A 20,011-nucleotide genomic window follows, 5' to 3' on the forward strand; every position below is an offset into this window, starting at 1 on the left:
CTCGGCGAGGGCGTGCTCCGGCCCAAAAATGGAGTGAAGTAGCATGTCGAAAAGTGGGAACGGTCTCCGCCTCCGTGGCGGGACATGGCACATCGAGAAGCGAATTAACGGACGGAGGATTCGCGAAAGCACTGGAACGAGCGATCGGGTAGAGGCAGAGCAGTACCTCGTCCGAAGGCTCGAGGAAATCCGCCAGGCTTCGGTCTACGGTGTTCGGCCAAGCCGAATCTGGCGGGAGGCAGCTCTCAGGTATGCCCGGGAGTTTGCACACAAGCGGAGTATAAAGCGGGATGTGCAGGATCTGAAGTCGTTGGATCCTCACATCGGGAAACTGCCCCTGAACCAGGTGCATTCCGGAACACTGCAAAAGTTCATCGATGCGCGACGGAAAGCAGGTGCGAAGTCTGGCACTGTTAACCGGGCGCTGGCCGTGGCCAGGAGAATTCTCCGGCTGTGTGCCGAACTTTGGCGGGACGAATACGGGATGACCTGGCTGGAAACCGCGCCAATGATTCCGGATGTGGACTGGAAGGATAAGCGGGATCCAGCACCGGTGACCTGGGCAGAACAGGGTAGGCTCTTCCAGGAGCTGCCGGAACACCTGAAGGATATGGCCGCGTTCGCGGTTCATACCGGGTGCCGGGAAAGCGAGATCTGCGCTCTGAAGTGGGAGTGGGAGGTGTCGCTACCTGGCAAGGGGTTCGGGTTCATCCTGCCCGCCAGCGTCACGAAGAACGGCTGTGACCGTCTGGTGGTTCTGAATGCAACGGCGAGAGCCGTGGTAAACCGCCAGCGAGGGAAGCACGAACACCAGGTGTTTACCTTCAGCGGCCGGCCGGTGGCCTCTATCTTCAATAATGCCTGGAGGAAAGGGCGGAAGAAGGCAGGGCTTACCCATGTCCGTGGGCACGATCTCCGGCACACCTTCGGCAGGAGGCTGAGGGCGGCAGGGGTAAATGAAGAAACCCGGGCAGAGCTCCTGGGGCACAAACGCGGATCGGTTACCACACACTACTCGGGGGCGGAGGTCGCTGAACTGGTGAAAGCGGTGGAGCTGATCGCGGAGAAGAGAGGACCGGATTCCGATGGCGTGGCCGTGGTGAAATTCCGGTTTGGGCACAAAATGCCCACAGAGGGAAAAAAAAGGGTCACGACGTGAGTCGCAACCCTTTGGAAATACTGGTAGCAAGGGGCGGAGTCGAACCGCCGACCCCAGCATTATGAGTGCTGTGCTCTAACCAACTGAGCTACCTTGCCATTTCGCTTTGGGCATCGCCCCAAACGAGGCGCGTATTTTCAGTATTTGGGCTCTTTCTGTCAAGGCTTAGGGCCCAGTTTTTCCTGAAAAATTACACGTTGAAGCGGAAGTGGATAACGTCGCCGTCTTTCACGATGTATTCCTTGCCTTCCAGGCGCCATTTTCCGGCATCCTTGGCCCCGGCTTCGCCGTTGTACTGAACGAAATCGTCGTAGCTCACCACTTCTGCCCGGATGAACCCGCGTTCGAAGTCGGTGTGGATCACGCCGGCGGCCTGAGGCGCTGTGGCGCCGATTTTTACGGTCCAGGCACGGACTTCTTTCACCCCGGCGGTAAAGTAGGTCTGCAGGCCCAGCAGGCCATAGCCCCCGCGAATTACCCGATCCAGGCCTGGCTCTTCCATGCCCATTTCTTCCAGGAACATGGATTTTTCATCGTCTTCGAGTTCGGAGATTTCGGCCTCTATCTTGTTGCAGATGGGTACTACCACGGCATTTTCCGATTCGGCGATCTTGCGCACCGTGTCCAGATGCGGGTTGTTCTCGAACCCGTCTTCGCTGACGTTGGCAATGTACATGGTCGGCTTCACGGTCAGCAGGCAGAGTTCCCGGATCAGGGCCATCTGGTCCTTGTCGAGGTTCATGCTGCGCACCGGTTTGCCCTCGTTCAGCACGGGCAGCAGTTTCTCGAACATCTCCAGCTGGGCCTTGGCTTCCTTGTCACCGCTCTTGGCCACGCGTTGAACCCGCTTGATGGCCTTTTCAACGGTTTCCAGATCGGCGAGGGCCAGTTCGGTGTTGATGACTTCGATGTCGGAGGCCGGGTCTACCTTGTTGGCGACATGAATGACATTGCCGTCTTCAAAGCAGCGCACCACGTGGGCGATGGCATCGGTCTGGCGGATATTGGCCAGGAACTGGTTGCCCAGGCCCTCGCCCTTGGATGCGCCTGCCACAAGGCCGGCGATGTCGACAAATTCCATGGTGGTCGGGACGACACGTTCCGGCTTTACGATTTCCGCCAGCTTGTTGAGGCGCGGGTCCGGCATGGCGACGACACCGGCGTTGGGCTCGATGGTGCAGAACGGGAAGTTTTCCGCGCCAATGCCGGATTTGGTCAATGCGTTGAACAGGGTAGATTTGCCGACGTTGGGAAGGCCGACGATGCCGCAGTTAAATCCCATGGAATGCCTCTGCTGGTACTGGAAAAATTTGAGCGGATTATACCGGTTTGAAACTGTGCAGGCGATTCATGGCGGCGGGGAGTTTGCCGCTGGCTGCATCCGGTAATACCCGCATGATTTCGTCGATCACTGCGTTCAGTTCCTCGGTTTCCTGTTTGCCCAGGCGGCCGAGGACGTACCCGGTTACCCTGCGGCTGTCGCCGGGGTGGCCGATACCGATGCGCAGTCTCTGGAAATCGTTGGTGCCCAGGTGGGCGATAGCGTCACGCAGGCCGTTGTGTCCGCCGTGGCCGCCACCTTTCTTGAGCTTTGCGGTACCCGGGGGCAGATCGAGTTCGTCGTGGGCAATCAGAATCTGTTGGGGCTGAATCTTGAAGAAGTCTGCCAGCGCCTTGATGGCCAGGCCGCTGCGATTCATGAAAGTGGTCGGATTCAGGAGGTGCAGGTCCAGGCCCTGCCATTGAATGCGGGCATAGAGCCCGTGGTACTTCTTTTCGGGGCGGAGCGTCTGGCCCGCGGTGCGAGCCAGAGCTTCCACGAAGAGGGCGCCGGCGTTGTGGCGGGTATTCTCGTAGTCAGCGCCGGGGTTACCCAGACCAACCACCATGACAATATCCTGCGCCATTCGCCGTTGCCCTCCTCAGTTAAGGAGTGATTACTCCTTGTCTTCGCCGCCTTCTTCGCTTTCTTCGCCGTCTTCGGCTTCGTCATCAACCTTGGCGCCACGCGGCTTATGGATAGCCACTACAGGCAGGTCGTGATCTTCACCCTGGAGCAGGGCGGCAATCTTGACGTCTTTCGGCAGTTTCAGGTCGCTCAGGTGAACTACCTGGTCCATTTCGACAGTGGTCATGTCCACTTCGATGAACTCGGGCAGGTTCTGCGGCAGACAGATCACTTCAACTTCGTTGATCTGGTGGTTCGCTACACCGCCCTGGAGCTTGATAGCCGGTGCAGTGTCTTCGTTGATGAAGTGCAGCGGTACGTTGACGTGGATCTCATGGTCCTTGTCAACACGCAGGAAGTCAGCGTGGGTCAGGATCGGCTTGTACGGGTGACGCTGCAGATCCTTCAGGATTACGCTTTCTTTCTTGCCGTTCAGCTCAACGGTCAGAACGTGGGAGAAGAATGCTTCGTTCTCCAGGGCTTTCTTCAGCTCGTTGTGCCAGATGGCAATCGGAGTTGCATCCTTGTTGCCACCATAAATGATGGCCGGGATTTTCCGTTCCTCACGACGCAGGCGGCGGCTCGCACCTCTCCCCTGATCGTCACGAGGAAATGCTTCGATAACAAATTCCTGAGACATGGTAATAACCTCAATCGTCACCTGAACTGCCCGCGACCAGGCGTAGGATCAGGTGATGTTTCTGAAAAGCCGGATTTTTCCGGCTGACTAAAAGAGTCGGGAGCCTGTGTAGGCTCCCGACCCGGTAACTGCTTGTAATGCCTTGATATTACGACCGAAAGGTCACTCAGGCATTCTCGAACATGGCACTGATGGACTCTTCGTTGCTCACGCGGCGAATCGACTCCGCAAGCAGCCCGGCCATTCCGAGGACGCGGATTCTATCACAATTATGCGCTTTGTCACCCAGCGGGATGGTATCGCAGACCACAAGTTCGTCCAGCTGTGAGGCATTGATGTTATCAATGGCCGGGCCGGAGAGAACCGGGTGGGTGATGTAGGCAACCACGCGGGCCGCGCCGTGTTCTTTCAGGGCGTTGGCCGCTTTGCACAGCGTGCCGGCGGTATCAATGATGTCGTCTACCAGAATACAGGTCTTGTCTTTGACATCACCGATGATGTGCATCACCTGGGAAACGTTCGCTTTGGGGCGACGTTTGTCGATGATGGCAAGGTCGGCGTCGTCCAGGCGCTTGGCCACGGCACGGGCGCGAACCACGCCGCCAACGTCCGGAGATACCACGACAAAGTTCTCGAAGCGCTGCTTGAAGATGTCTTCAAGCATGACCGGTGTGGCGTAGATGTTGTCTACCGGGATATCGAAGAAGCCCTGGATCTGGTCGGCGTGCAGGTCAACGGTCAGGACCCGGTCAACGCCAATGCTGGAAATCATGTCTGCGACCACCTTGGCGCTGATGGCAACACGGGTAGAGCGTACCCGGCGATCCTGGCGCGCGTATCCGTAATAGGGGATAACGGCGGTGACCCGTGTAGCGGAAGCACGGCGAAGTGCGTCGGCCATCACGATCAGTTCCATCAGGTTATCGTTGGTGGGGTAGCAGGTCGGCTGGATGATGAACACATCATGGCCGCGGACATTCTCATTGATCTCGACGGTGGTTTCCCCGTCGCTGAAACGGCCAACAGTGGCCTGACCCATGGGAATGTGGAGTTTGCGGGCAATCGCTTGAGCCAGTTCAGGGTTGGCGTTGCCAGCGAAGATCATCAGTTTGGACACGACGGCATCCTTCTCAGTATCGGCGTTTGATTCAGAAGAAGCGGGAGAAAGGTGGCTGGGGTGGCAGGATTCGAACCTGCGCATGACGGGATCAAAACCCGTTGCCTTACCACTTGGCGACACCCCAGTATCGTGCTTTTTTGGCATCATTTCAGCTCTGTTAGCTTTTTGTGTAGAGGTGATATGTTCACCCCTTTAGCTACGAACCCCGTGACGCCGGAGGGTTTGCTTTCCCAGATGATCCGGGCTGCGGATTCTGTCGGGAAACGTCCAAATATGCAAGCCCCGGTTCCGGTTAATCTTGCAGGTCCGAATTGTGAAAGCCATTCCAGGCTCTGGTTAACCTCAGGATACAGTTTTCGAACTACATCCTCACAGTCGTTTCGGTACCTCGAGGCGTCTCCCTCAAAAGCGGGCGCTATTTTGATTCTCGGGGTGTTCCTTGTCAACCCTTGCTCGGAAAAAATCTTGCCAGTGTTTATGTTGCAGCCGGGCTTGAGGACAACGAACCAGTCTTCCGGCGGATTTGCGTTGGTCAGTGTTTCACCAACTCCCTCACCAAAGGCGGCATGGCCCCGGACAAACACCGGCACATCGGCGCCCAGGCCGAGGCCTATTCCGGCAAGCTCATCGGTGCTCAAGTCGAGCTGCCAGAGATGGTTCAGGCCCAGCAGAGTGGTTGCAGCATTGGAGCTGCCGCCGCCCAGGCCGCCGCCCATGGGCAGCCGTTTGGTGATGCCGATGGTGACCCCGGGCAAGTCGCCTTGAGCCCTCTCAAGGAGTGCTCTGGCCGCTCGAATGATGAGGTTGTCCTCGTCGTCGACACCGGGAACAGGCTCCGCGAGCGTCACCCCCGGCTCGCCGGGTGTCAGGGTGAAGCTCAGCTCGTCGCCGTAGTCCAGGAACTGGAACAAGGTCTGAAGCTCGTGATAGCCGTCTTCCCTGCGGCCGACAATGTGCAGGAACAGGTTCAGCTTGGCCGGTGAGGGCAGTATCAGGTCGGGTGTCACTCGGGCTGCTCCTGCCAGTCGCTGACCACCAGGCGCACCCGCTTGTCGTCCTTGAGGGCGGTAATCCGGGCGGGCAGCGCAGGGTAAGCGGAGAGGAAGGCCTGCCAGCGGTCGTAGCGGATTTCCCAGCCGTTCTGGCGGATTATGGCCAGGGTGCCCTGATTATCAAACAGCAGGCGATAGTCGCTGGCGGGGGATGGCAGGCCCCGAATCCACCAGGTCAGGTTCTCCAGTGGCAGCTGCCAGCCCGTGGCCGCCTCGACCAGCGCTTCCGGTTCGCCCGAGCGGTAGGTTTCGCCGTTCGGCAGGGTTAACTCGATAAACCCGGGAACCCCTTTGAGTGTTGTGCTGCCCATACCGAGGAACGATGAGGAGAGGGCAAGATCGTAGGCTTCGCCATCCTGAATCCAGTGATTGATGATGGCGCTTCCGCTGTCGGATGGCTGGCGTACGGCCAGCTTCCCGGACAGCTTCCAGTGGTCGAGTTTGTCGAGACTGACTGCGCGAGTGGTCCAGTCAGCCGGAGGCTGGTCTGTCATGCCCTCCGGCAATGGCTCGATCTGGATCGTAGTGCAGGCGCCGAGGGTGGCAAGCATTGTCAAGGCTGCCAGGGTTCGGACCAGATTCATTCCGGCTGACCGCTATTGGTCAATCGGTCAATGGTTTCCCTGAGCACCTCGTGGTCGCTGTCCTGCTCCAGACCCTCCTGCCAGATGATCCGGGCCTGTTCTTCGGCTCCGTTCATCCACAGCGCCTCACCATAGTGAGCGGCAACTTCCGGATCGGGGAAGGCGGCCCAGGCGCGGGAGAGGTAGTCGAGCGCCGGCTCGAGCTGGCCTTCGAGGAACAGGACCCAGCCCATGCTATCGAGGATGGCCGGATTGTTCGGGTCCAGCCGCAGCGCTTTCTCGATATAGCCGCGGGCTTCTCTCAGTCTGTCTGTTCGGGTGGTCAGGATGTAGCCCAGGGCATTCAGGGCAACGGCGTTTTCCGGTTCCTGTTCGAGAATGTGCTTCAGGTCGGCTTCGGCGTAGGCAGGCTGTCCGATGCCATCGTAGAGCATGGCCCGGGCGTACCGGATCTCGATATTGTCCGGATGTTCTTCCAGGGCTTCCGTGGCGGTGCTCAGGGCCTGCTGTTGTTGGTCCTGATCCAGCAGCAGGTTCACCTCCAGCAGCCAGAAGTTCTCTGCCTGGCGGGGATTGGCTTCGCGCAGCCTGCGAATGCGGTCAATGGCGTCCTCAAGCTGGCCATTCTCGGCCAGCAGAGAGCTGGCGCGGGCCAGGGCCGGGAAGTAGTAATTGCCCTGTTCCACGCTCTGGTAATAGCCAATGGCCTGCTCGGTATTGCTTGCCTGGTCTTCAATGCGGCCCAGGTAGTAGTTGGCTTCGCTGGTATGGTGGCCCTGTTCGGCCAGTTGTGTCAGTTCTTGCCGGGCCAGGTCGGTCTGCCCATTTTCAAGAGCGACCAGTGCATGAGAGAGTCGCAGGCCCGGCGTGTCCGGGTACCGCTTTACGAGGCGATTGAATTCATCCTGGGCAGCCTGCAATTCACCTTCATTTATAAGCATGCGGCCGTAAAGGGTGCCCATCTGTCGGTTGCCCGGAAAGCGGCGGGTGTTGGTCAGCAGGTAATCCAGGGCGCTGCTTTTCTGACCGGTCTGGTAGAGCAGGTCGCCCTTGAGAATGATAGCCGGCTGGAAGTTTGCGTTTTCCTGCAGCAGTGGTTCGAGTCTGTGCAGGGCTTGCTGTGGCTGCCCGGTTACTTTCAACAGGAGCGCAATGCTGTATTCCAGTTCCGGGGTGTCGAGGTGGCGGTCCGACATCTCATTATAAAGGGCGAGCAGTTCCTGCTGTTGCTCTGGCGGCAGATTGGCTGCCATAGCGGCAAGGCTGTCGAAGTCAGCATCGCCGCCCTGATCCATGATCCGTTCCATGTGATGGATGGCGGTCTGGAGGTCGTTTCCCTTTACGGCCTGGATCGCAGAAATCCGGTGGGCCTGGAGATTATCCGGGTCGATGTCCAGCCACAGCTCGGCGAGCTGTTTCTGGGCGTTATCGCCGTTCAGGGATTGGGCGATTCGCATCGCCCGCTCGATCACCACCTGGTCTCGGGACTGTTTGGCAGCCTTAAGGTAGTTAACCAGGGTAATGTCGTAGCGTCCGCGCTGGGCTGCAATTTCGGCAGATAGAAGCAAATAGAGGGTTTCGGGCTCAAAATCGGCGTATTCAACCGGCGGTTGTGGTTCTGTCTTTTCCCCAGCGGCGACGGTTTCGCTCTTGGCAGGCGCTTCCTCTGTGCCGGTGAGGCTGGCACAACCTGCCAGCGTGAGGCCAAGCAGGCAGGTAAACAGAAACGGTACGGATTTGTGCATGCAACTTCCCATGATCTGTCGAAAACGCATCTGAAATAACCACGCTCCAGCCCCGGAATTGAGGTAGATCGGGTCGCGGCCTCAGCCGAATCCCTATAATGGCATAAGCACCTGATCTTGCCCAACCTGTCCGCACTTGCCGAAGCTGCGGTGGTTTTGGGTGGCAGCTCAGGCCGCTGGCCGTTAAAATGTCCAGTAATTGCGCGTATCTAAACCGCTCATCGGCAAAAGGTTGTACAACCACGAAATGGCACTGGTAACGCTGGGAATCAATCATCGCACGGCCCCCGTAGAACTACGGGAGCGAGTGGCGTTTACGCCCGAGCGTATGGCGGAGGCGTTCGCCGAGCTGCGTGCGACGTCAGGCGCCACCGAGGCGGCGATACTGTCTACCTGTAACCGGACCGAGCTGTACCTGGCCGGCGATGATGACTGCGCACCCATGGTGCTTCGCTGGATGGCCGGCTTCCATGGAATGGACGCCGCGGAACTGGAAGAAGCGCTGTACGTGCACCGCGATGGCGATGCCGTCAGGCACATGATGCGAGTGGCCGCCGGCCTGGACTCCATGGTGCTTGGCGAGCCACAGATCCTCGGGCAATTGAAGGATGCCTATTCGCTGGCCAGGGAACACGGCGCCAGCGGCTCGTTCCTCTCCCGATTGTTTGAACATACCTTCTCGGTCGCCAAACGAGTGCGGACCCAGACTGCCATCGGTGAAAATCCCGTTTCTGTTGCCTATGCCGCGGTGAGCATGGCGCACCACATATTTGCCGACATGTCCCGCAACAAGGCCCTGTTGATCGGTGCCGGCAAAACCATCGAACTGGTGGCCCGGCACCTTGCGGATGCCGGCGTGAAAGACTTCCTGGTGGCCAACCGTACCCTTGAGCGGGCACAGGCACTGGCAGAATCCCGTGGTGGCAAGGGCATTGTGCTGTCCGAGATTCCGGAACATCTGGCCGATGTCGACATTATTATTTCTTCAACGGCAAGCCCATTGCCGATCCTTGGTAAAGGTGCCGTTGAGCGAGCCCTGAAGAAACGCAAACACCGCCCCTATTTCATGGTGGATATTGCCGTGCCCCGGGATATTGAGCCGGAGGTGGCCTCGCTGGATGACGTGTATCTCTACACGGTGGACGACCTGCGCCAGGTTATCGAAGAAAATATCCGCTCTCGTGAGGGTGCGGCCCGGGAGGCCGAGAATCTGGTGGCGTCCGGGGTTCAGGATTTTCTGAACCAGCTAAGGGCGCTGGATGCGGTGTCCACGCTCAAGCAGTTCCGTCAGCGTGCCGAAGTGCTGCGCGATGCGGAGACCGAGAAAGCCCTGCGCGCCCTGCGCAATGGCACAGATCCTGAAACCGTGCTGCGCAGTATGGCACGCGGCCTCACCAACAAACTCCTGCACGAGCCCTCTGTGCAGGTTCGCAAGGCCACCACAGAAGGTCGCACCGAGGTGACAGAGTGGCTGCGTGAGTTGCACCAGCTGGATGCACTGGACGCGGACACGACGACAACCCCGGAAAAACTATGAAGCCATCGATCCAATCCCGCCTCGAGCAGCTTTCTGACCGCTTCGAGGAAGTCAGCGCATTGCTTAGTGATTCTTCCATTATCTCCCAGCAGGACAAGTTCCGGGACCTCTCCCGGGAGTTCGCCGAGATTGAGCCCATTGTTCATTGTTTCCAGGCCTGGCAGCACTCTCTGGATGACATCGAGGCTGCGCGCGAACTGGCGAAAGACGGCGACGCCGACATGCGGGAGATGGCCGAGGAAGAACTGCAACTTGCCGAGCAGAAGAGCGAGGAGCTCGATGAAGAGCTCCAGCGCCTGATGCTGCCGAAAGACCCGAACGACGGCAAGAACGTATTTCTGGAGATTCGCGCCGGCACCGGTGGTGACGAAGCTGCCATTTTTGCCGGCGACCTGTTCCGGATGTATCTGCGCTATGCCGAGCGCCGGCGCTGGCAAGTGGAGGTCCTGAGCGAGAGCGAAGGCGAGCACGGCGGCTTCAAGGAACTGATTGCGCGCGTGGCCGGTGACGGAGTGTATGGTGCCCTGAAATTCGAGTCTGGTGCTCACCGGGTGCAGCGTGTTCCGGAAACCGAATCCCAGGGCCGGATCCATACCTCCGCCTGTACTGTGGCGGTGATGCCCGAGGCCGATGAGGCCGAGGCCATCGAGCTCAACAAGGCGGATCTGCGGGTAGACACGTTTCGTGCGTCAGGTGCTGGCGGCCAGCACGTGAACAAGACCGATTCGGCGATCCGGATAACGCATTTGCCAACGGGCATTGTGGTGGAATGCCAGGAAGAGCGTTCCCAGCACAAGAACCGCGCCAAGGCGTTGAGCCTGCTGGCCTCTCGGCTTCAGAATGCCGAGACCGAGCGGCAGCAAAAGTCCATGGCCGAGACCCGCAAGAGCCTGGTGGGCAGTGGCGACCGGTCCGAACGGATCCGTACGTACAACTTTCCCCAGGGGCGGGTGACGGATCATCGGATCAACCTCACCCTTTACAAGCTCGACGAAGTCATTGCCGGTGACCTGGACGCCGTCGTCGTGCCTCTGCAGCAGGAGCACCAGGCCGAGCTGCTCGCCTCTCTCGCCGATGACCAGTAAACCCTCACTGACCTGCGAAGCCCTTCTGAAGGAGGCATCCAGCCGAATTGAAAGTGATTCGCCGAGGCTGGATGCCGAGCTGCTGCTTAGCAACATTACGGGGCTTAGCCGAACCAGTTTCCGGGCCTGGCCGGAGCGGGAAGTGACCAATGCTCACGCTGAGGCCTTTGAGGCGCTTGTGCAGGAGCGCGTGGCCGGCAGGCCTGTGGCACATTTGTTGGGGCATCAGGAATTCTGGTCACTGCCGCTGAAAGTCAGTGCCTCCACCCTGATTCCAAGACCGGATACCGAATGCCTGGTGGAAGTTGCTCTTGCTTTGCCGCTACCACCGCAAGCCAGTGTGCTGGATCTGGGAACAGGGACGGGCGCCATTGCCCTGGCTCTCGCCAGTGAGCACGTGGGCTGGCGAATATCTGCCTGTGATGCCGAGCCCGAGGCAGTGGCACTGGCCCGTGAAAACGCCGTTGCCCTAGGCCTGAACCTTTCCGTGGTCCAGAGTTCCTGGTTTTTGGGGCTGGAGCCAGAGAGGTTTGATCTGATTGTCTCCAATCCACCCTATATCCCCGATAGCGACCGCCACCTTGAGGAAGGGGACGTTCGATTCGAACCTGCCTCGGCCCTGGTATCCGGGAGCGATGGCCTGGATGATCTGCGGCTGATTATCAGCCAGGCGCCGGACTGGCTGGTTGAAGGCGGCTGGCTTCTGGTTGAGCATGGTTTCGATCAGGCAGAGGCCGTGGCACAGTTGTTTCACACTCGCGGGTTTAAAGCCGTTGAGACCCGGCAGGATTATGGCAACCGGGATCGGATGACACTCGGACAATGGTCTTCGGGTGCCTAAAAGTGGAGATGCAGATGCTCAGTGACGACGAATTATTGCGCTACAGCCGGCAGATCCTGATGCCCCGGTTCGATATTGCCGGCCAGGAAAAGCTGCAGTCGGCCAGGGTTCTTGTGATCGGTGCCGGCGGATTGGGGTGTCCTGTCGCTCTGTATCTGGGCGCCGCAGGTGTCGGGACCCTGACCCTGGTGGATGACGATACTATCGAACTGGCTAACCTTCAGCGCCAGATCGGTTTTGAAACCTCGCTGCTGGGTGAATCCAAAGCGGAAAGCCTTGCCGATCGGATTCGTCGGATCAACCCGCTGGTGTCTGTTACCGCCCTGAATCAGCGCCTCGAAGGTGAGGCTCTGACGCGGACGGTCGCTGAGGCAACCCTGGTGGTGGATTGCACGGATAACTTCAACACCCGGTTTGCGCTGAATCGTGCCGGTGTGGCGTCGAAAGTTCCGCTGGTGTCCGGTGCGGCCATTCGGGGCGAGGGGCAGGTTTCGGTTTACGACAGCCGGCGGGAGGACAGCCCCTGCTACCACTGTCTGTATCCGGAGCAGGGCAATGAGGATCTGACCTGTTCCGAGGCGGGCGTGATTGCGCCTCTGGTCGGGATGATCGGGGCGACTCAGGCCATGGAGGCCATCAAGATGATTTCCGGGGTTGGCTCTCCTCTGGTGGGGCGATTGCTGATTCTGGATGCCTGGGAGATGCAGTGGCGGGAGATGAAGCTGGCTCGGGACCCTGATTGCCCGGTCTGTTCTGGCTGACTTTGGTGCCTGCGGAGTTGGCGATGGTCTGCCCAAAACACGCCGTGACTACGTCCCTGTAGGCTCCGCTCCGCCATCCATGGCTCCGCAGGGTTTTGGGCAGACCATCGCCAACCCCGCTTCCGGGTTTTGAGTCAGCCCTCCAGAGATTTTCAGTTCTTCAACTCTTGGAACTTCGCTATAGCTTCCTTTCTGCTTTCTTTAAGATCAACGATCTGCCTCGGATACCCCTTCGGAATAACACCACCTTTCGCACCCGGATCGTGAATCCGTTTGCTATCCAGTTTCGCTAGCTCCGGTACCCACTCCCGGATGAAATCCCCATCGGGATCGAATCGCTCGCTCTGGGTAACCGGGTTGAACACGCGGAAGTACGGGGCGGCGTCGGTGCCGGTGGAGGCGCTCCATTGCCAGCCGCCGTTGTTGGAGGCCAGGAAGCCGTCGATCAGTTTTGACATGAAGTAGGCTTCGCCCAGGCGCCAGTCGATGAACAGGTTTTTGGTGAGGTACATGGCGGTGATCATGCGTAGGCGGTTGTGCATCCAGCCGGTCCGATTGAGTTGGCGCATGGCGGCGTCGACGATGGGGACGCCGGTGTTGCCGGTTTTCCAGGCTTCGAACCTGTCGCCCGGGGTATTCCACTCAAGAGTTTCGGTTTCCGGTTTGAAGGCGCGGTGCATACTCACTCTGGGGAAGTGGTACAGGATGTTGATGTAGAAATCCCGCCAGGCGATTTCGGTGATCCAGGTTCCCAGGCCTTCCTGGTTGCCGCCGGCGCCCTGCGCCTGTCGGCCGGCTATCAGGCATTGCCGGCCAGAGAGAACACCGTTGGCGAGATAAGGGGATATCTGGCTGGTGCCATCGATGGCGGGGAAGTCACGCTTTTCCTTGTACGCACCGCCGCGTTTTTCGAGGAAGCGCTCGAGCTGGTCGTGGGCGGCATCTTCACCGGTTGCAACGAGGGGCTCGGGGGCGTCTCGAAAGGCTTCGGGTATGGAGTCAATCTGTTCCGGGCTTACGGCGTTACCCCTGGCTTTGGGCGTTGGGAAGAGACCCGGATGGGTTTCTTCTATCCAGCTGCGCCAGCGTCTCGAAAACGGTGTGAATACGGAGTAGGGGTCATTCTGTTGGGTGAGGATCTCGCCTACTGGTGCAACTGTCTGGTCGCGGTATTTGCGAACGGCAATGCCGAGTTGATCAAAGCGGTGTTTCAACGCCTTGTCGCGCTTGCGCTCGTTAACGCCGTACTCCTCGTTAAAGTGCAGCGCTGTCACCCCGTGCTCTTCGCAGTGGCTCTCGAGTTTGCCAAGGCTGTCGTCGAAGCGTTTTGCCTGAATAAAGGACAGCGGTATACCCAGCTTGGCCAGCTCTTCGGCCAGGGCGTTGGCGTGGGCGACGACGAATTGCACCCGGGCCGGCGACCAATCGTGTTCCTGCCATTGGTCCGGGGTGAGAATAAAACAGGCTCGCACCTCTTCGCTGCTTTCGCAGGCGGCTGTGAGGGCGGGGTTGTCGGCAACCCGGAGATCGTTTCGGAACCAGACCAGTTGTGTCATCCGTAATCCATAGTTGTCTGAGGGATTGATGTAAGTGTAATTACAGCCCGGTGTATCAATAAAATCACCAACTTGGATATTCGCCCGGGCTGGCTGATTGGATTATAGTTAGGATACTTTTACAGCAATTCAGCCGGCCGATCCTCAAGGAGTTCTGTGGCAGGAATGGAGAACAACAGCGAAGGTCGCCGTGACGGCGTTTGGGCCCAGCCTTATTCACTGGCTTCCGGCCAGACCCAGCATCATCAACTGGGTCATATTCGTTTGTGGGTGACTCTGTTGGACCAGGAATGGCAGATTCGTTCAGAAACGCTGGAACTGGATACGGATCCGGCCAGCTGGACAGAAACCATCGGCCACACTCTGCCTTCGGCGTCTGTGCCGCTGCAGCGTTTCATTCGGGAAAACCAGTCGTCGACCGTGACATTCCTGCCGGCACTCGCAAACATGCCTACCGTGATTCGTCCTTTCCAGCCCCTGACGATTCCCGCCGGCGGCCGTTGCACAATCTACGTGGGCACGCTGGTCTGGATGAAGGTCTGTGCCGGCGACAAGCAAACCGTGTTGACGGAAATTCCCCTGGCGTCGCCTTCGATGACCTGGGTGGGCAGAAATACCATGGAGGGCGAGCTTTGTTATACCTCTCATAGTTTTGCCCGTCTTGTGCTTGAGGCGGTGCCGAAACGCCCCTGGCGAGCCGTCACGCCGGTGACGCTGATCAACCGGCGGGATGAGCCCCTGCTGCTTGAGCGCTTCAGTCTGCCCACGCCGTTGCTGTCATTGCACCAGAACGATCGGGGCCAGCTCTGGACGCCGGGGGTAACCGTTGAAGTTGAGACCGACATGAATTCAGCGAGTCTGCATGTGGAACAGTCGTTGCTAGCCGCAGCGGGCACCTGCCGGCCGGTGGCGGATGCTCGTGAAAAAATGGCCCGCGGCCGGCTTGTCCGGGCGTTTGACCGGATGTTTGGCTGAAACGGATCTGATGGAGTCGACGCTTTGCTGGAAACAATGCAAACAGGCGTAATGCAGTTTTTTACCGATATTGCCTGGGGGCAGTGGATCAGTTCCGCCTTTCTTGTTGTGTTGGGGCTGTTCCTCGGGTCTCTGGCGGCCCGCAGTGTCGGCCGTTTCATGGCGCAGCGCACCTCCCGCCATCATACCGTCATGGTTCGGCGGCTGGTGTTTTACGTCATCGTGGTGCTGTTTTTTGTGGCGGCCCTGCGGGAGGCCGGGTTTTCTCTGGATGTGGTGCTCGGCGCTGCCGGTATCCTCACCGTTGCCATTGGTTTTGCTTCTCAGACCTCGGCGTCGAACATGATCAGCGGCCTGTTTCTGCTGGTGGAAAAACCCTTTGAAATCGGTGACTTCATTGAGGTAGACGCGACCATCGGGGAAGTCGTCGGCATTGATATGCTGAGCGTGAAGTTACGCACGCCGGACAACCTGTACGTGCGGATTCCCAATGAAACGCTGATCAAGACAAGGGTGGTCAACCGTTCCCGGTTTCCGATACGCCGGCTCGACCTGACGGTGGGGATTGCCTACGCTGAAGATGTAGAGCGGGTGGAAAGTCTGCTTCTGAATCTGGCAGAAAAGAATCCGGTCTGTCTCGAAGAACCCAAGCCCTTCACTTTGGTGACAGCGTTTGGCCCATCCTCGGTCGATCTGCAGTTCTCTTACTGGGTGCCGAAGGAAAAGGTGCTTGAAGGGAGAAGCGGCATGATGGTCGCGATCAAGAAAACCCTGGATCGGGAAGGCATTGAAATTCCGTTCCCCCACACCAGCGTTTATGCGGGTAGCCATTCAGAGCCGTTCCGTGTTCAGCTGTTGGGGCCGGAAAAAATCACTGAAAAGGATCTCCCGGATGTCGACAAAGACAGCTGAAGTTATCAAAACCATCCCACCGACCCCCGCCGAGAGTAAGATGAGTCTTGGCTGGCGGGAATGGGTGGCGCTGCCGGACCTGGATATCAGCCGTATCAAGGCGAAAATCGATACCGGAGCCAGAACTTCCTGTCTCCACACGTTCCGCACTGAACCCTACACGGAAAACGGTGAACGGCGCGTGCGCTTCTGGGTTCATCCGGTACAGAACGATCTTCACCAGGTGGTGGAGTGTGACGCCAGGGTGCTGGATGAGCGGAACGTGTCTGATTCCGGCGGCCACAAGGAAATGCGCCTGGTCATCGAGACCACGCTGCTGATTGGCGGCCAGAAATGGCCCATTGAAATGACATTGACCAACCGAGATTCCATGCGGTTCCGGATGTTGCTGGGCCGTACCGCTATGTCAGGGCGCTCAGTGATCTATCCCGAAGCTTCCTATCTTGCCGGCGAGCCGGCCTTAAGGACTGAAAAATGAAAATAGCGGTACTGTCACGAAACCGTCACCTCTACTCGACCCGCCGTCTGGTGGAAGAGGGCATTAATCGTGGCCACGAAGTGAAGGTGATTGACTGCCTTCACTGTTCGATGAATATCACCTCGGCCAATCCACAGATCCACTACCACGAGGAGGTCCTTGAGGATTTCGATGTGGTGATTCCGCGGATCGGTGCATCGGTGACGTTTTACGGAACGGCAGTATTGCGCCAGTTCGAGATGATGGGCGTGTTTCCGGTGAATGAATCAGTGGCTATCAGCCGTTCCCGGGATAAGCTCCGCTCGCTGCAACTGCTGGCCCGTAAGGGTGTGGGAATGCCGATTACCGGTTTCGCGAACAAGCCGGACAACGTTCCGGAGTTGCTTCAGATGGTGGGCGGGGCGCCGGTGGTGATCAAGCTGCTGCAGGGTACCCAGGGCATCGGCGTGGTGCTGGCAGAAACCCGCAAGGCCGCGGAGAGTGTTATTGAAGCCTTCATGGGCCTGAAAGCGGATATTCTCGTGCAGGAATTCATCAAGGAAGCCGGCGGTGCCGATATCCGTTGCTTTGTGATCGGCGACAAGGTGATCGCGGCCATGAAGCGTCAGGGTGCCGAAGGCGAATTCCGTTCGAACCTGCACCGGGGCGGCACTGCCTCCCTCATACGCATCACCCCCCAAGAGCGCAGCACGGCCATCAAGGCCGCCAAAGCCATGGGTCTGAACGTTGCCGGTGTTGACCTGCTCCGCTCCAGCAGGGGGCCTCTGGTAATGGAGGTGAATTCGTCGCCTGGCCTTGAGGGCATCGAGAACGCCACCGGCAAGAACGTTGCCGGCATGATCATTAACTGGACCGAAAAGAATCAGAAGCCCTGGAAGACCCGGACCAAGGGGAGAGGCTAAAGCATGGCTCGTGCCCCCTATGAAATTGCCGGGACCCAGGTAAAGGCCGGAACCCGGCAAACCGTGGAAGTTCCGGTCGCCAAGCTGTACACCCATACGCCGCTGCACATTCCCGTTGAGGTTGTGCACGGCCGGCGAAGTGGCCCGGTATTGATGGTGTGTGGTGCCATTCACGGTGACGAGATCAACGGTGTTGAGATCGTTCGTCGGGTGCTCACCAATTCGGCGTTGAGGCACCTTCGGGGCACTTTGGTTGCGGTGCCTATCGTGAACATTTTCGGGTTCGTGCAGCGCACCCGATACCTGCCTGACCGGCGGGATCTGAACCGCTGTTTTCCCGGCAGTGAAAGTGGCTCCCTGGGCGGGCGTATTGCCTACCTGCTGCGCACCCAGATTATGGAGCGGGTGACCCACATTATTGATTTGCACACGGGTGCAGTTCATCGATTCAATCTGCCGCAAATTCGTGCCGAGCTGAAAAATCCGGAAACCGTGCGCATGGCCGAGGCCTTTGGTGCCCCGATCATAATCAATTCGGGGCTCCGAGAGGGAAGCCTCCGGGCCTACGCTGATTCACAGGACATTCCGGTAATCACCTTCGAAGGCGGAGAAGCTCTGCGATTTGATGATGTGGTGATCGGGAGCGGTGTGAAAGGGGTTATTCGGGTGATGCGTGAACTCGAAATGATCCCGGCGAAGAAGGGGCCCAAGGCACCGAGAAAGCGGTCTGAAACCGCGGCCAATTCCCAATGGGTGCGGGCGGATATCGATGGGATCATGAGGCCTGTCGCCCGGCTGGGCCAGAAGGTTCGCAAAGGCCAGAGGCTGGCCATGGTGGCGGATCCCTTCGGCGAATCGGAAACCGCGGTGGTGTCACCCTGCTCAGGTATCGTGATCTGCGTGAATAACCTGCCACTGGTGAACGAGGGTGAGGCAATCTACCACGTCGCCCGATTTGACGAGCTCAGCGAGGCGGAAAAAGCGATGGATTATTTCCGCAGCAGCTACGAGGGCGATGTCGGCGACGATGTGGTTCCCGTGCACCCCTGGGATGACCGGCAGAAATAACCGAGAGGGCTGTCATGATCTGGGATCAGTCGTTTATCGAGTTGGCGCCGCTGCCGCGGGGGTTTCATCTGGTCACCAATGAAATCCTTGCCCAGGCGCCGGACCTGACCAACTGCGAAGTCGGCTTGCTGCACCTGTTCATCCAGCATACCTCCGCTTCGCTGGCGGTGAACGAGAACGCCGATCCGGATGTGCGGGGCGACCTGGAACGCCATTTCAACGTCATGGTGCCGGAGAATGCGCCGCACTATGAGCACGTTATGGAAGGGCCCGACGACATGCCGGCTCATATCAAAAGCATCCTGGTCGGCCCCTCGCTGACCCTCCCGGTCAGCCATGGTCGCCTGGCACTTGGAACCTGGCAGGGACTTTATCTCTGCGAGCATCGGGATCGAGCCGGTAGTCGTCGTATTGTGGCGACTCTTCAGGGTCGCTGGTAGCCAGAACCCGAAACGCCCTACGTGTCGGGATTCACCCATCTGCTCTTTCCGATGGGTGGATATCCACCCATTTTCCAGCGCCTGACCTTGCTCTGATTTTAGTAAGGCCCTGTTTTTCCGAATTAATCGAGATCTGGTCTGCTCCTTGCTGATTGGGTTACCCACCGGAGCTGTTAGAGCTTCGTTGAGCACCCAACAAACAACATGAATCGGGAGCATTCCTTATGAAAACCCAAGCCGTAATGGCGGTGGCCTTTGCCTCCACCTTCGCAGTCGCAACCCCCGCAACAGCCCAAGATCGTTCGGATTGGCCGAGCAACTTCACCGTTGGCACCGCCAGTCAGGGTGGAACCTATTTTGCCTACGGTTCCGGTTGGGCCAACTTTGTGGCTGAAAACCTGGGCGTTTCCGGTGGTGCCGAGATCACCGGCGGACCGGTTCAGAATATGGCGCTGGTGCACACCGGCGACCTGAAGTTTGGCCTGACCACCATGGGCCCGGCTCGGGAATCCATGGACGGTAACAGCCCGCTTGCGCCGGGCATGAAGATGGACAACGTCTGCGCCATGTTCCCGATGTACGAAACACCGTTCTCGGTGACCGCGCTATCCAGCTCTGGCATTACTTCCATCGCCGATATCCCTGATGGCGCCACGATCGGTTTTGGTCCGGCGGGCTCCACCTCGGACACCTACTTTCCGCGCATGATGGAGACCCTGGGTGTGAACTTCGAACGCCGCAACGGCAGCTGGTCTGATCTGGGCGGTCAGCTTCAGGATGGACTGATTGATGTGGTTGCCTTCGCCGCCGGTATTCCCATTCCTGCGGTCAGCCAGCTGGAAGTGCAAACCGACGTGAACATCATCGGTATGAACGATGCCGAGGCCGAGACCATTATCAGCAACTTCCCGGTGTCCGAGTTCATCATTCCGGCGTCCACCTACCAGTCCCTGGATGCGCCTTCCCGCGTGGTATCCATGTGGAACTTCGCGATGGTCAACTGTGATGTATCTGAAAGCTTCGTGTATGAAATCACCAAGCTGACCATGGAGAACAACGACAAGATGGTCTCCATTCACAAGGCGGCCCGTAACTCGGTACCCGAGAACTACACAAAGAACAACGTCCTGCCCTGGCACCCGGGCGCTGCGCGTTGGTTCAACGAGAATGGTTACCCGATCGAAGACAGCCAGATCAAGTAACAGTGC

At 58.7% G+C, this 20,011-nt stretch carries 20 protein-coding genes and 2 tRNA genes; 12 read left to right on the forward strand and 10 right to left on the reverse strand.

Going from position 1 to position 20,011, the window contains the following annotated elements:
* The first annotated feature begins 43 nt into the window (after positions 1–43).
* Positions 44–1,159 (forward strand): tyrosine-type recombinase/integrase, encoded by a 1,116-nt coding sequence (locus tag ACGK9W_RS00595; protein ID WP_405418732.1) that lies wholly within the window; start codon positions 44–46, stop codon positions 1,157–1,159.
* 21 nt (positions 1,160–1,180) lie between these two features.
* Here ACGK9W_RS00595 and ACGK9W_RS00600 read toward each other — a convergent pair.
* The 9 genes from ACGK9W_RS00600 to ACGK9W_RS00640 form a co-directional block, all read right to left on the reverse strand.
* A tRNA-Met gene (locus ACGK9W_RS00600) sits at positions 1,181–1,257 on the reverse strand.
* A 92-nt stretch (positions 1,258–1,349) separates the two neighbouring features.
* Positions 1,350–2,441: a redox-regulated ATPase YchF gene (ychF, locus tag ACGK9W_RS00605; RefSeq protein ID WP_014576221.1), complete on the reverse strand. Its 1,092-nt coding sequence runs from the start codon at positions 2,439–2,441 to the stop codon at positions 1,350–1,352.
* 37 nt (positions 2,442–2,478) lie between these two features.
* Positions 2,479–3,066, reverse strand: coding sequence for an aminoacyl-tRNA hydrolase (gene pth, locus ACGK9W_RS00610; protein WP_014576222.1), 588 nt, complete (start codon positions 3,064–3,066; stop codon positions 2,479–2,481).
* A gap of 30 nt (positions 3,067–3,096) precedes the next feature.
* Complete coding sequence (locus tag ACGK9W_RS00615; protein ID WP_405418735.1) at positions 3,097–3,747, reverse strand: 50S ribosomal protein L25/general stress protein Ctc; 651 nt, start codon at positions 3,745–3,747, stop codon at positions 3,097–3,099.
* Between the two features lie 166 nt (positions 3,748–3,913).
* On the reverse strand, positions 3,914–4,864 hold the full coding sequence (locus tag ACGK9W_RS00620) for a ribose-phosphate diphosphokinase (protein WP_008176348.1): 951 nt from the start codon (positions 4,862–4,864) through the stop codon (positions 3,914–3,916).
* A 52-nt stretch (positions 4,865–4,916) separates the two neighbouring features.
* Positions 4,917–4,991: transfer RNA gene (locus ACGK9W_RS00625), tRNA-Gln, on the reverse strand.
* 19 nt (positions 4,992–5,010) lie between these two features.
* Positions 5,011–5,874: a 4-(cytidine 5'-diphospho)-2-C-methyl-D-erythritol kinase gene (gene ispE, locus ACGK9W_RS00630; RefSeq protein WP_405418737.1), complete on the reverse strand. Its 864-nt coding sequence runs from the start codon at positions 5,872–5,874 to the stop codon at positions 5,011–5,013.
* Positions 5,871–6,503 (reverse strand): lipoprotein insertase outer membrane protein LolB, encoded by a 633-nt coding sequence (lolB, locus tag ACGK9W_RS00635; protein WP_273073323.1) that lies wholly within the window; start codon positions 6,501–6,503, stop codon positions 5,871–5,873. Before lolB ends, ispE begins: the two co-directional genes overlap by 4 nt.
* Positions 6,500–8,248, reverse strand: coding sequence for a tetratricopeptide repeat protein (locus tag ACGK9W_RS00640; RefSeq protein ID WP_405418739.1), 1,749 nt, complete (start codon positions 8,246–8,248; stop codon positions 6,500–6,502). The genes lolB and ACGK9W_RS00640 overlap by 4 nt, the downstream gene beginning before the upstream one ends.
* 247 nt (positions 8,249–8,495) lie before the next feature.
* On the opposite strand from ACGK9W_RS00640, the gene hemA reads away from it, so the two are divergent.
* Genes hemA through ACGK9W_RS00660 form a run of 4 tightly spaced genes read left to right on the forward strand, consistent with a single transcriptional unit; the run spans position 8,496 to position 12,472 of the window.
* Positions 8,496–9,785, forward strand: a complete 1,290-nt coding sequence (gene hemA, locus ACGK9W_RS00645) for a glutamyl-tRNA reductase (protein ID WP_008176344.1) — start codon at positions 8,496–8,498, stop codon at positions 9,783–9,785.
* Complete coding sequence (prfA, locus tag ACGK9W_RS00650) at positions 9,782–10,870, forward strand: peptide chain release factor 1 (protein ID WP_008176342.1); 1,089 nt, start codon at positions 9,782–9,784, stop codon at positions 10,868–10,870. The genes hemA and prfA overlap by 4 nt, the downstream gene beginning before the upstream one ends.
* Positions 10,860–11,711, forward strand: coding sequence for a peptide chain release factor N(5)-glutamine methyltransferase (gene prmC, locus ACGK9W_RS00655; RefSeq protein WP_008176340.1), 852 nt, complete (start codon positions 10,860–10,862; stop codon positions 11,709–11,711). The genes prfA and prmC overlap by 11 nt, the downstream gene beginning before the upstream one ends.
* Positions 11,712–11,725: 14 nt before the next feature.
* Positions 11,726–12,472, forward strand: a complete 747-nt coding sequence (locus ACGK9W_RS00660; RefSeq protein ID WP_405418742.1) for a molybdopterin-synthase adenylyltransferase MoeB — start codon at positions 11,726–11,728, stop codon at positions 12,470–12,472.
* 152 nt (positions 12,473–12,624) lie between these two features.
* Here the strand turns inward: ACGK9W_RS00660 and phrB are convergent, their stop codons facing one another.
* Entirely contained in the window at positions 12,625–14,028 is a 1,404-nt protein-coding gene (gene phrB / locus ACGK9W_RS00665) for a deoxyribodipyrimidine photo-lyase (RefSeq protein WP_405418744.1), read from the reverse strand.
* A 165-nt stretch (positions 14,029–14,193) separates the two neighbouring features.
* Here phrB and ACGK9W_RS00670 point away from each other — a divergent pair, with 165 nt between their 5' ends.
* The 7 genes from ACGK9W_RS00670 to ACGK9W_RS00700 all read left to right on the forward strand — a co-directional run bounded on the left by ACGK9W_RS00670 (position 14,194) and on the right by ACGK9W_RS00700 (position 20,005).
* On the forward strand, positions 14,194–15,003 hold the full coding sequence (locus tag ACGK9W_RS00670) for a hypothetical protein (protein ID WP_008176336.1): 810 nt from the start codon (positions 14,194–14,196) through the stop codon (positions 15,001–15,003).
* A gap of 51 nt (positions 15,004–15,054) precedes the next feature.
* Positions 15,055–15,915, forward strand: a complete 861-nt coding sequence (locus tag ACGK9W_RS00675; RefSeq protein ID WP_008176333.1) for a mechanosensitive ion channel family protein — start codon at positions 15,055–15,057, stop codon at positions 15,913–15,915.
* Entirely contained in the window at positions 15,896–16,393 is a 498-nt protein-coding gene (locus ACGK9W_RS00680; protein ID WP_008176331.1) for an ATP-dependent zinc protease, read from the forward strand. The genes ACGK9W_RS00675 and ACGK9W_RS00680 overlap by 20 nt, the downstream gene beginning before the upstream one ends.
* Complete coding sequence (gene rimK / locus ACGK9W_RS00685) at positions 16,390–17,295, forward strand: 30S ribosomal protein S6--L-glutamate ligase (RefSeq protein ID WP_008176329.1); 906 nt, start codon at positions 16,390–16,392, stop codon at positions 17,293–17,295. The genes ACGK9W_RS00680 and rimK overlap by 4 nt, the downstream gene beginning before the upstream one ends.
* Before the next feature lie 3 nt (positions 17,296–17,298).
* Entirely contained in the window at positions 17,299–18,363 is a 1,065-nt protein-coding gene (locus tag ACGK9W_RS00690; protein ID WP_008176327.1) for a succinylglutamate desuccinylase/aspartoacylase family protein, read from the forward strand.
* 14 nt (positions 18,364–18,377) lie between these two features.
* Positions 18,378–18,803, forward strand: a complete 426-nt coding sequence (locus ACGK9W_RS00695; protein ID WP_053114606.1) for a secondary thiamine-phosphate synthase enzyme YjbQ — start codon at positions 18,378–18,380, stop codon at positions 18,801–18,803.
* A gap of 224 nt (positions 18,804–19,027) precedes the next feature.
* Positions 19,028–20,005: a TAXI family TRAP transporter solute-binding subunit gene (locus ACGK9W_RS00700; protein WP_008176323.1), complete on the forward strand. Its 978-nt coding sequence runs from the start codon at positions 19,028–19,030 to the stop codon at positions 20,003–20,005.
* The last annotated feature ends 6 nt before the right edge of the window (positions 20,006–20,011 follow it).

Source organism: Marinobacter flavimaris (assembly GCF_045057155.1).
Taxonomy (GTDB): Bacteria; Pseudomonadota; Gammaproteobacteria; order Pseudomonadales; family Oleiphilaceae; genus Marinobacter; species Marinobacter manganoxydans.

Excerpts from the sequence above, each read along its gene's own strand:
- ACGK9W_RS00595 (WP_405418732.1), top strand. The coding sequence starts at position 44 with ATGTCGAAAAGTGGGAACGGTCTCCGCCTCCGTGGCGGGACATGGCAC.
- ychF (WP_014576221.1), bottom strand. The coding sequence starts at position 2,441 with ATGGGATTTAACTGCGGCATCGTCGGCCTTCCCAACGTCGGCAAATCT.
- pth (WP_014576222.1), bottom strand. The coding sequence starts at position 3,066 with ATGGCGCAGGATATTGTCATGGTGGTTGGTCTGGGTAACCCCGGCGCT.
- ACGK9W_RS00615 (WP_405418735.1), bottom strand. The coding sequence starts at position 3,747 with ATGTCTCAGGAATTTGTTATCGAAGCATTTCCTCGTGACGATCAGGGG.
- lolB (WP_273073323.1), bottom strand. The coding sequence starts at position 6,503 with ATGAATCTGGTCCGAACCCTGGCAGCCTTGACAATGCTTGCCACCCTC.
- ACGK9W_RS00640 (WP_405418739.1), bottom strand. The coding sequence starts at position 8,248 with ATGCACAAATCCGTACCGTTTCTGTTTACCTGCCTGCTTGGCCTCACG.
- hemA (WP_008176344.1), top strand. The coding sequence starts at position 8,496 with ATGGCACTGGTAACGCTGGGAATCAATCATCGCACGGCCCCCGTAGAA.
- prfA (WP_008176342.1), top strand. The coding sequence starts at position 9,782 with ATGAAGCCATCGATCCAATCCCGCCTCGAGCAGCTTTCTGACCGCTTC.
- prmC (WP_008176340.1), top strand. The coding sequence starts at position 10,860 with ATGACCAGTAAACCCTCACTGACCTGCGAAGCCCTTCTGAAGGAGGCA.
- ACGK9W_RS00660 (WP_405418742.1), top strand. The coding sequence starts at position 11,726 with ATGCTCAGTGACGACGAATTATTGCGCTACAGCCGGCAGATCCTGATG.
- phrB (WP_405418744.1), bottom strand. The coding sequence starts at position 14,028 with ATGACACAACTGGTCTGGTTCCGAAACGATCTCCGGGTTGCCGACAAC.
- ACGK9W_RS00670 (WP_008176336.1), top strand. The coding sequence starts at position 14,194 with ATGGAGAACAACAGCGAAGGTCGCCGTGACGGCGTTTGGGCCCAGCCT.
- ACGK9W_RS00675 (WP_008176333.1), top strand. The coding sequence starts at position 15,055 with ATGCAGTTTTTTACCGATATTGCCTGGGGGCAGTGGATCAGTTCCGCC.
- ACGK9W_RS00680 (WP_008176331.1), top strand. The coding sequence starts at position 15,896 with ATGTCGACAAAGACAGCTGAAGTTATCAAAACCATCCCACCGACCCCC.
- rimK (WP_008176329.1), top strand. The coding sequence starts at position 16,390 with ATGAAAATAGCGGTACTGTCACGAAACCGTCACCTCTACTCGACCCGC.
- ACGK9W_RS00690 (WP_008176327.1), top strand. The coding sequence starts at position 17,299 with ATGGCTCGTGCCCCCTATGAAATTGCCGGGACCCAGGTAAAGGCCGGA.
- ACGK9W_RS00695 (WP_053114606.1), top strand. The coding sequence starts at position 18,378 with ATGATCTGGGATCAGTCGTTTATCGAGTTGGCGCCGCTGCCGCGGGGG.
- ACGK9W_RS00700 (WP_008176323.1), top strand. The coding sequence starts at position 19,028 with ATGAAAACCCAAGCCGTAATGGCGGTGGCCTTTGCCTCCACCTTCGCA.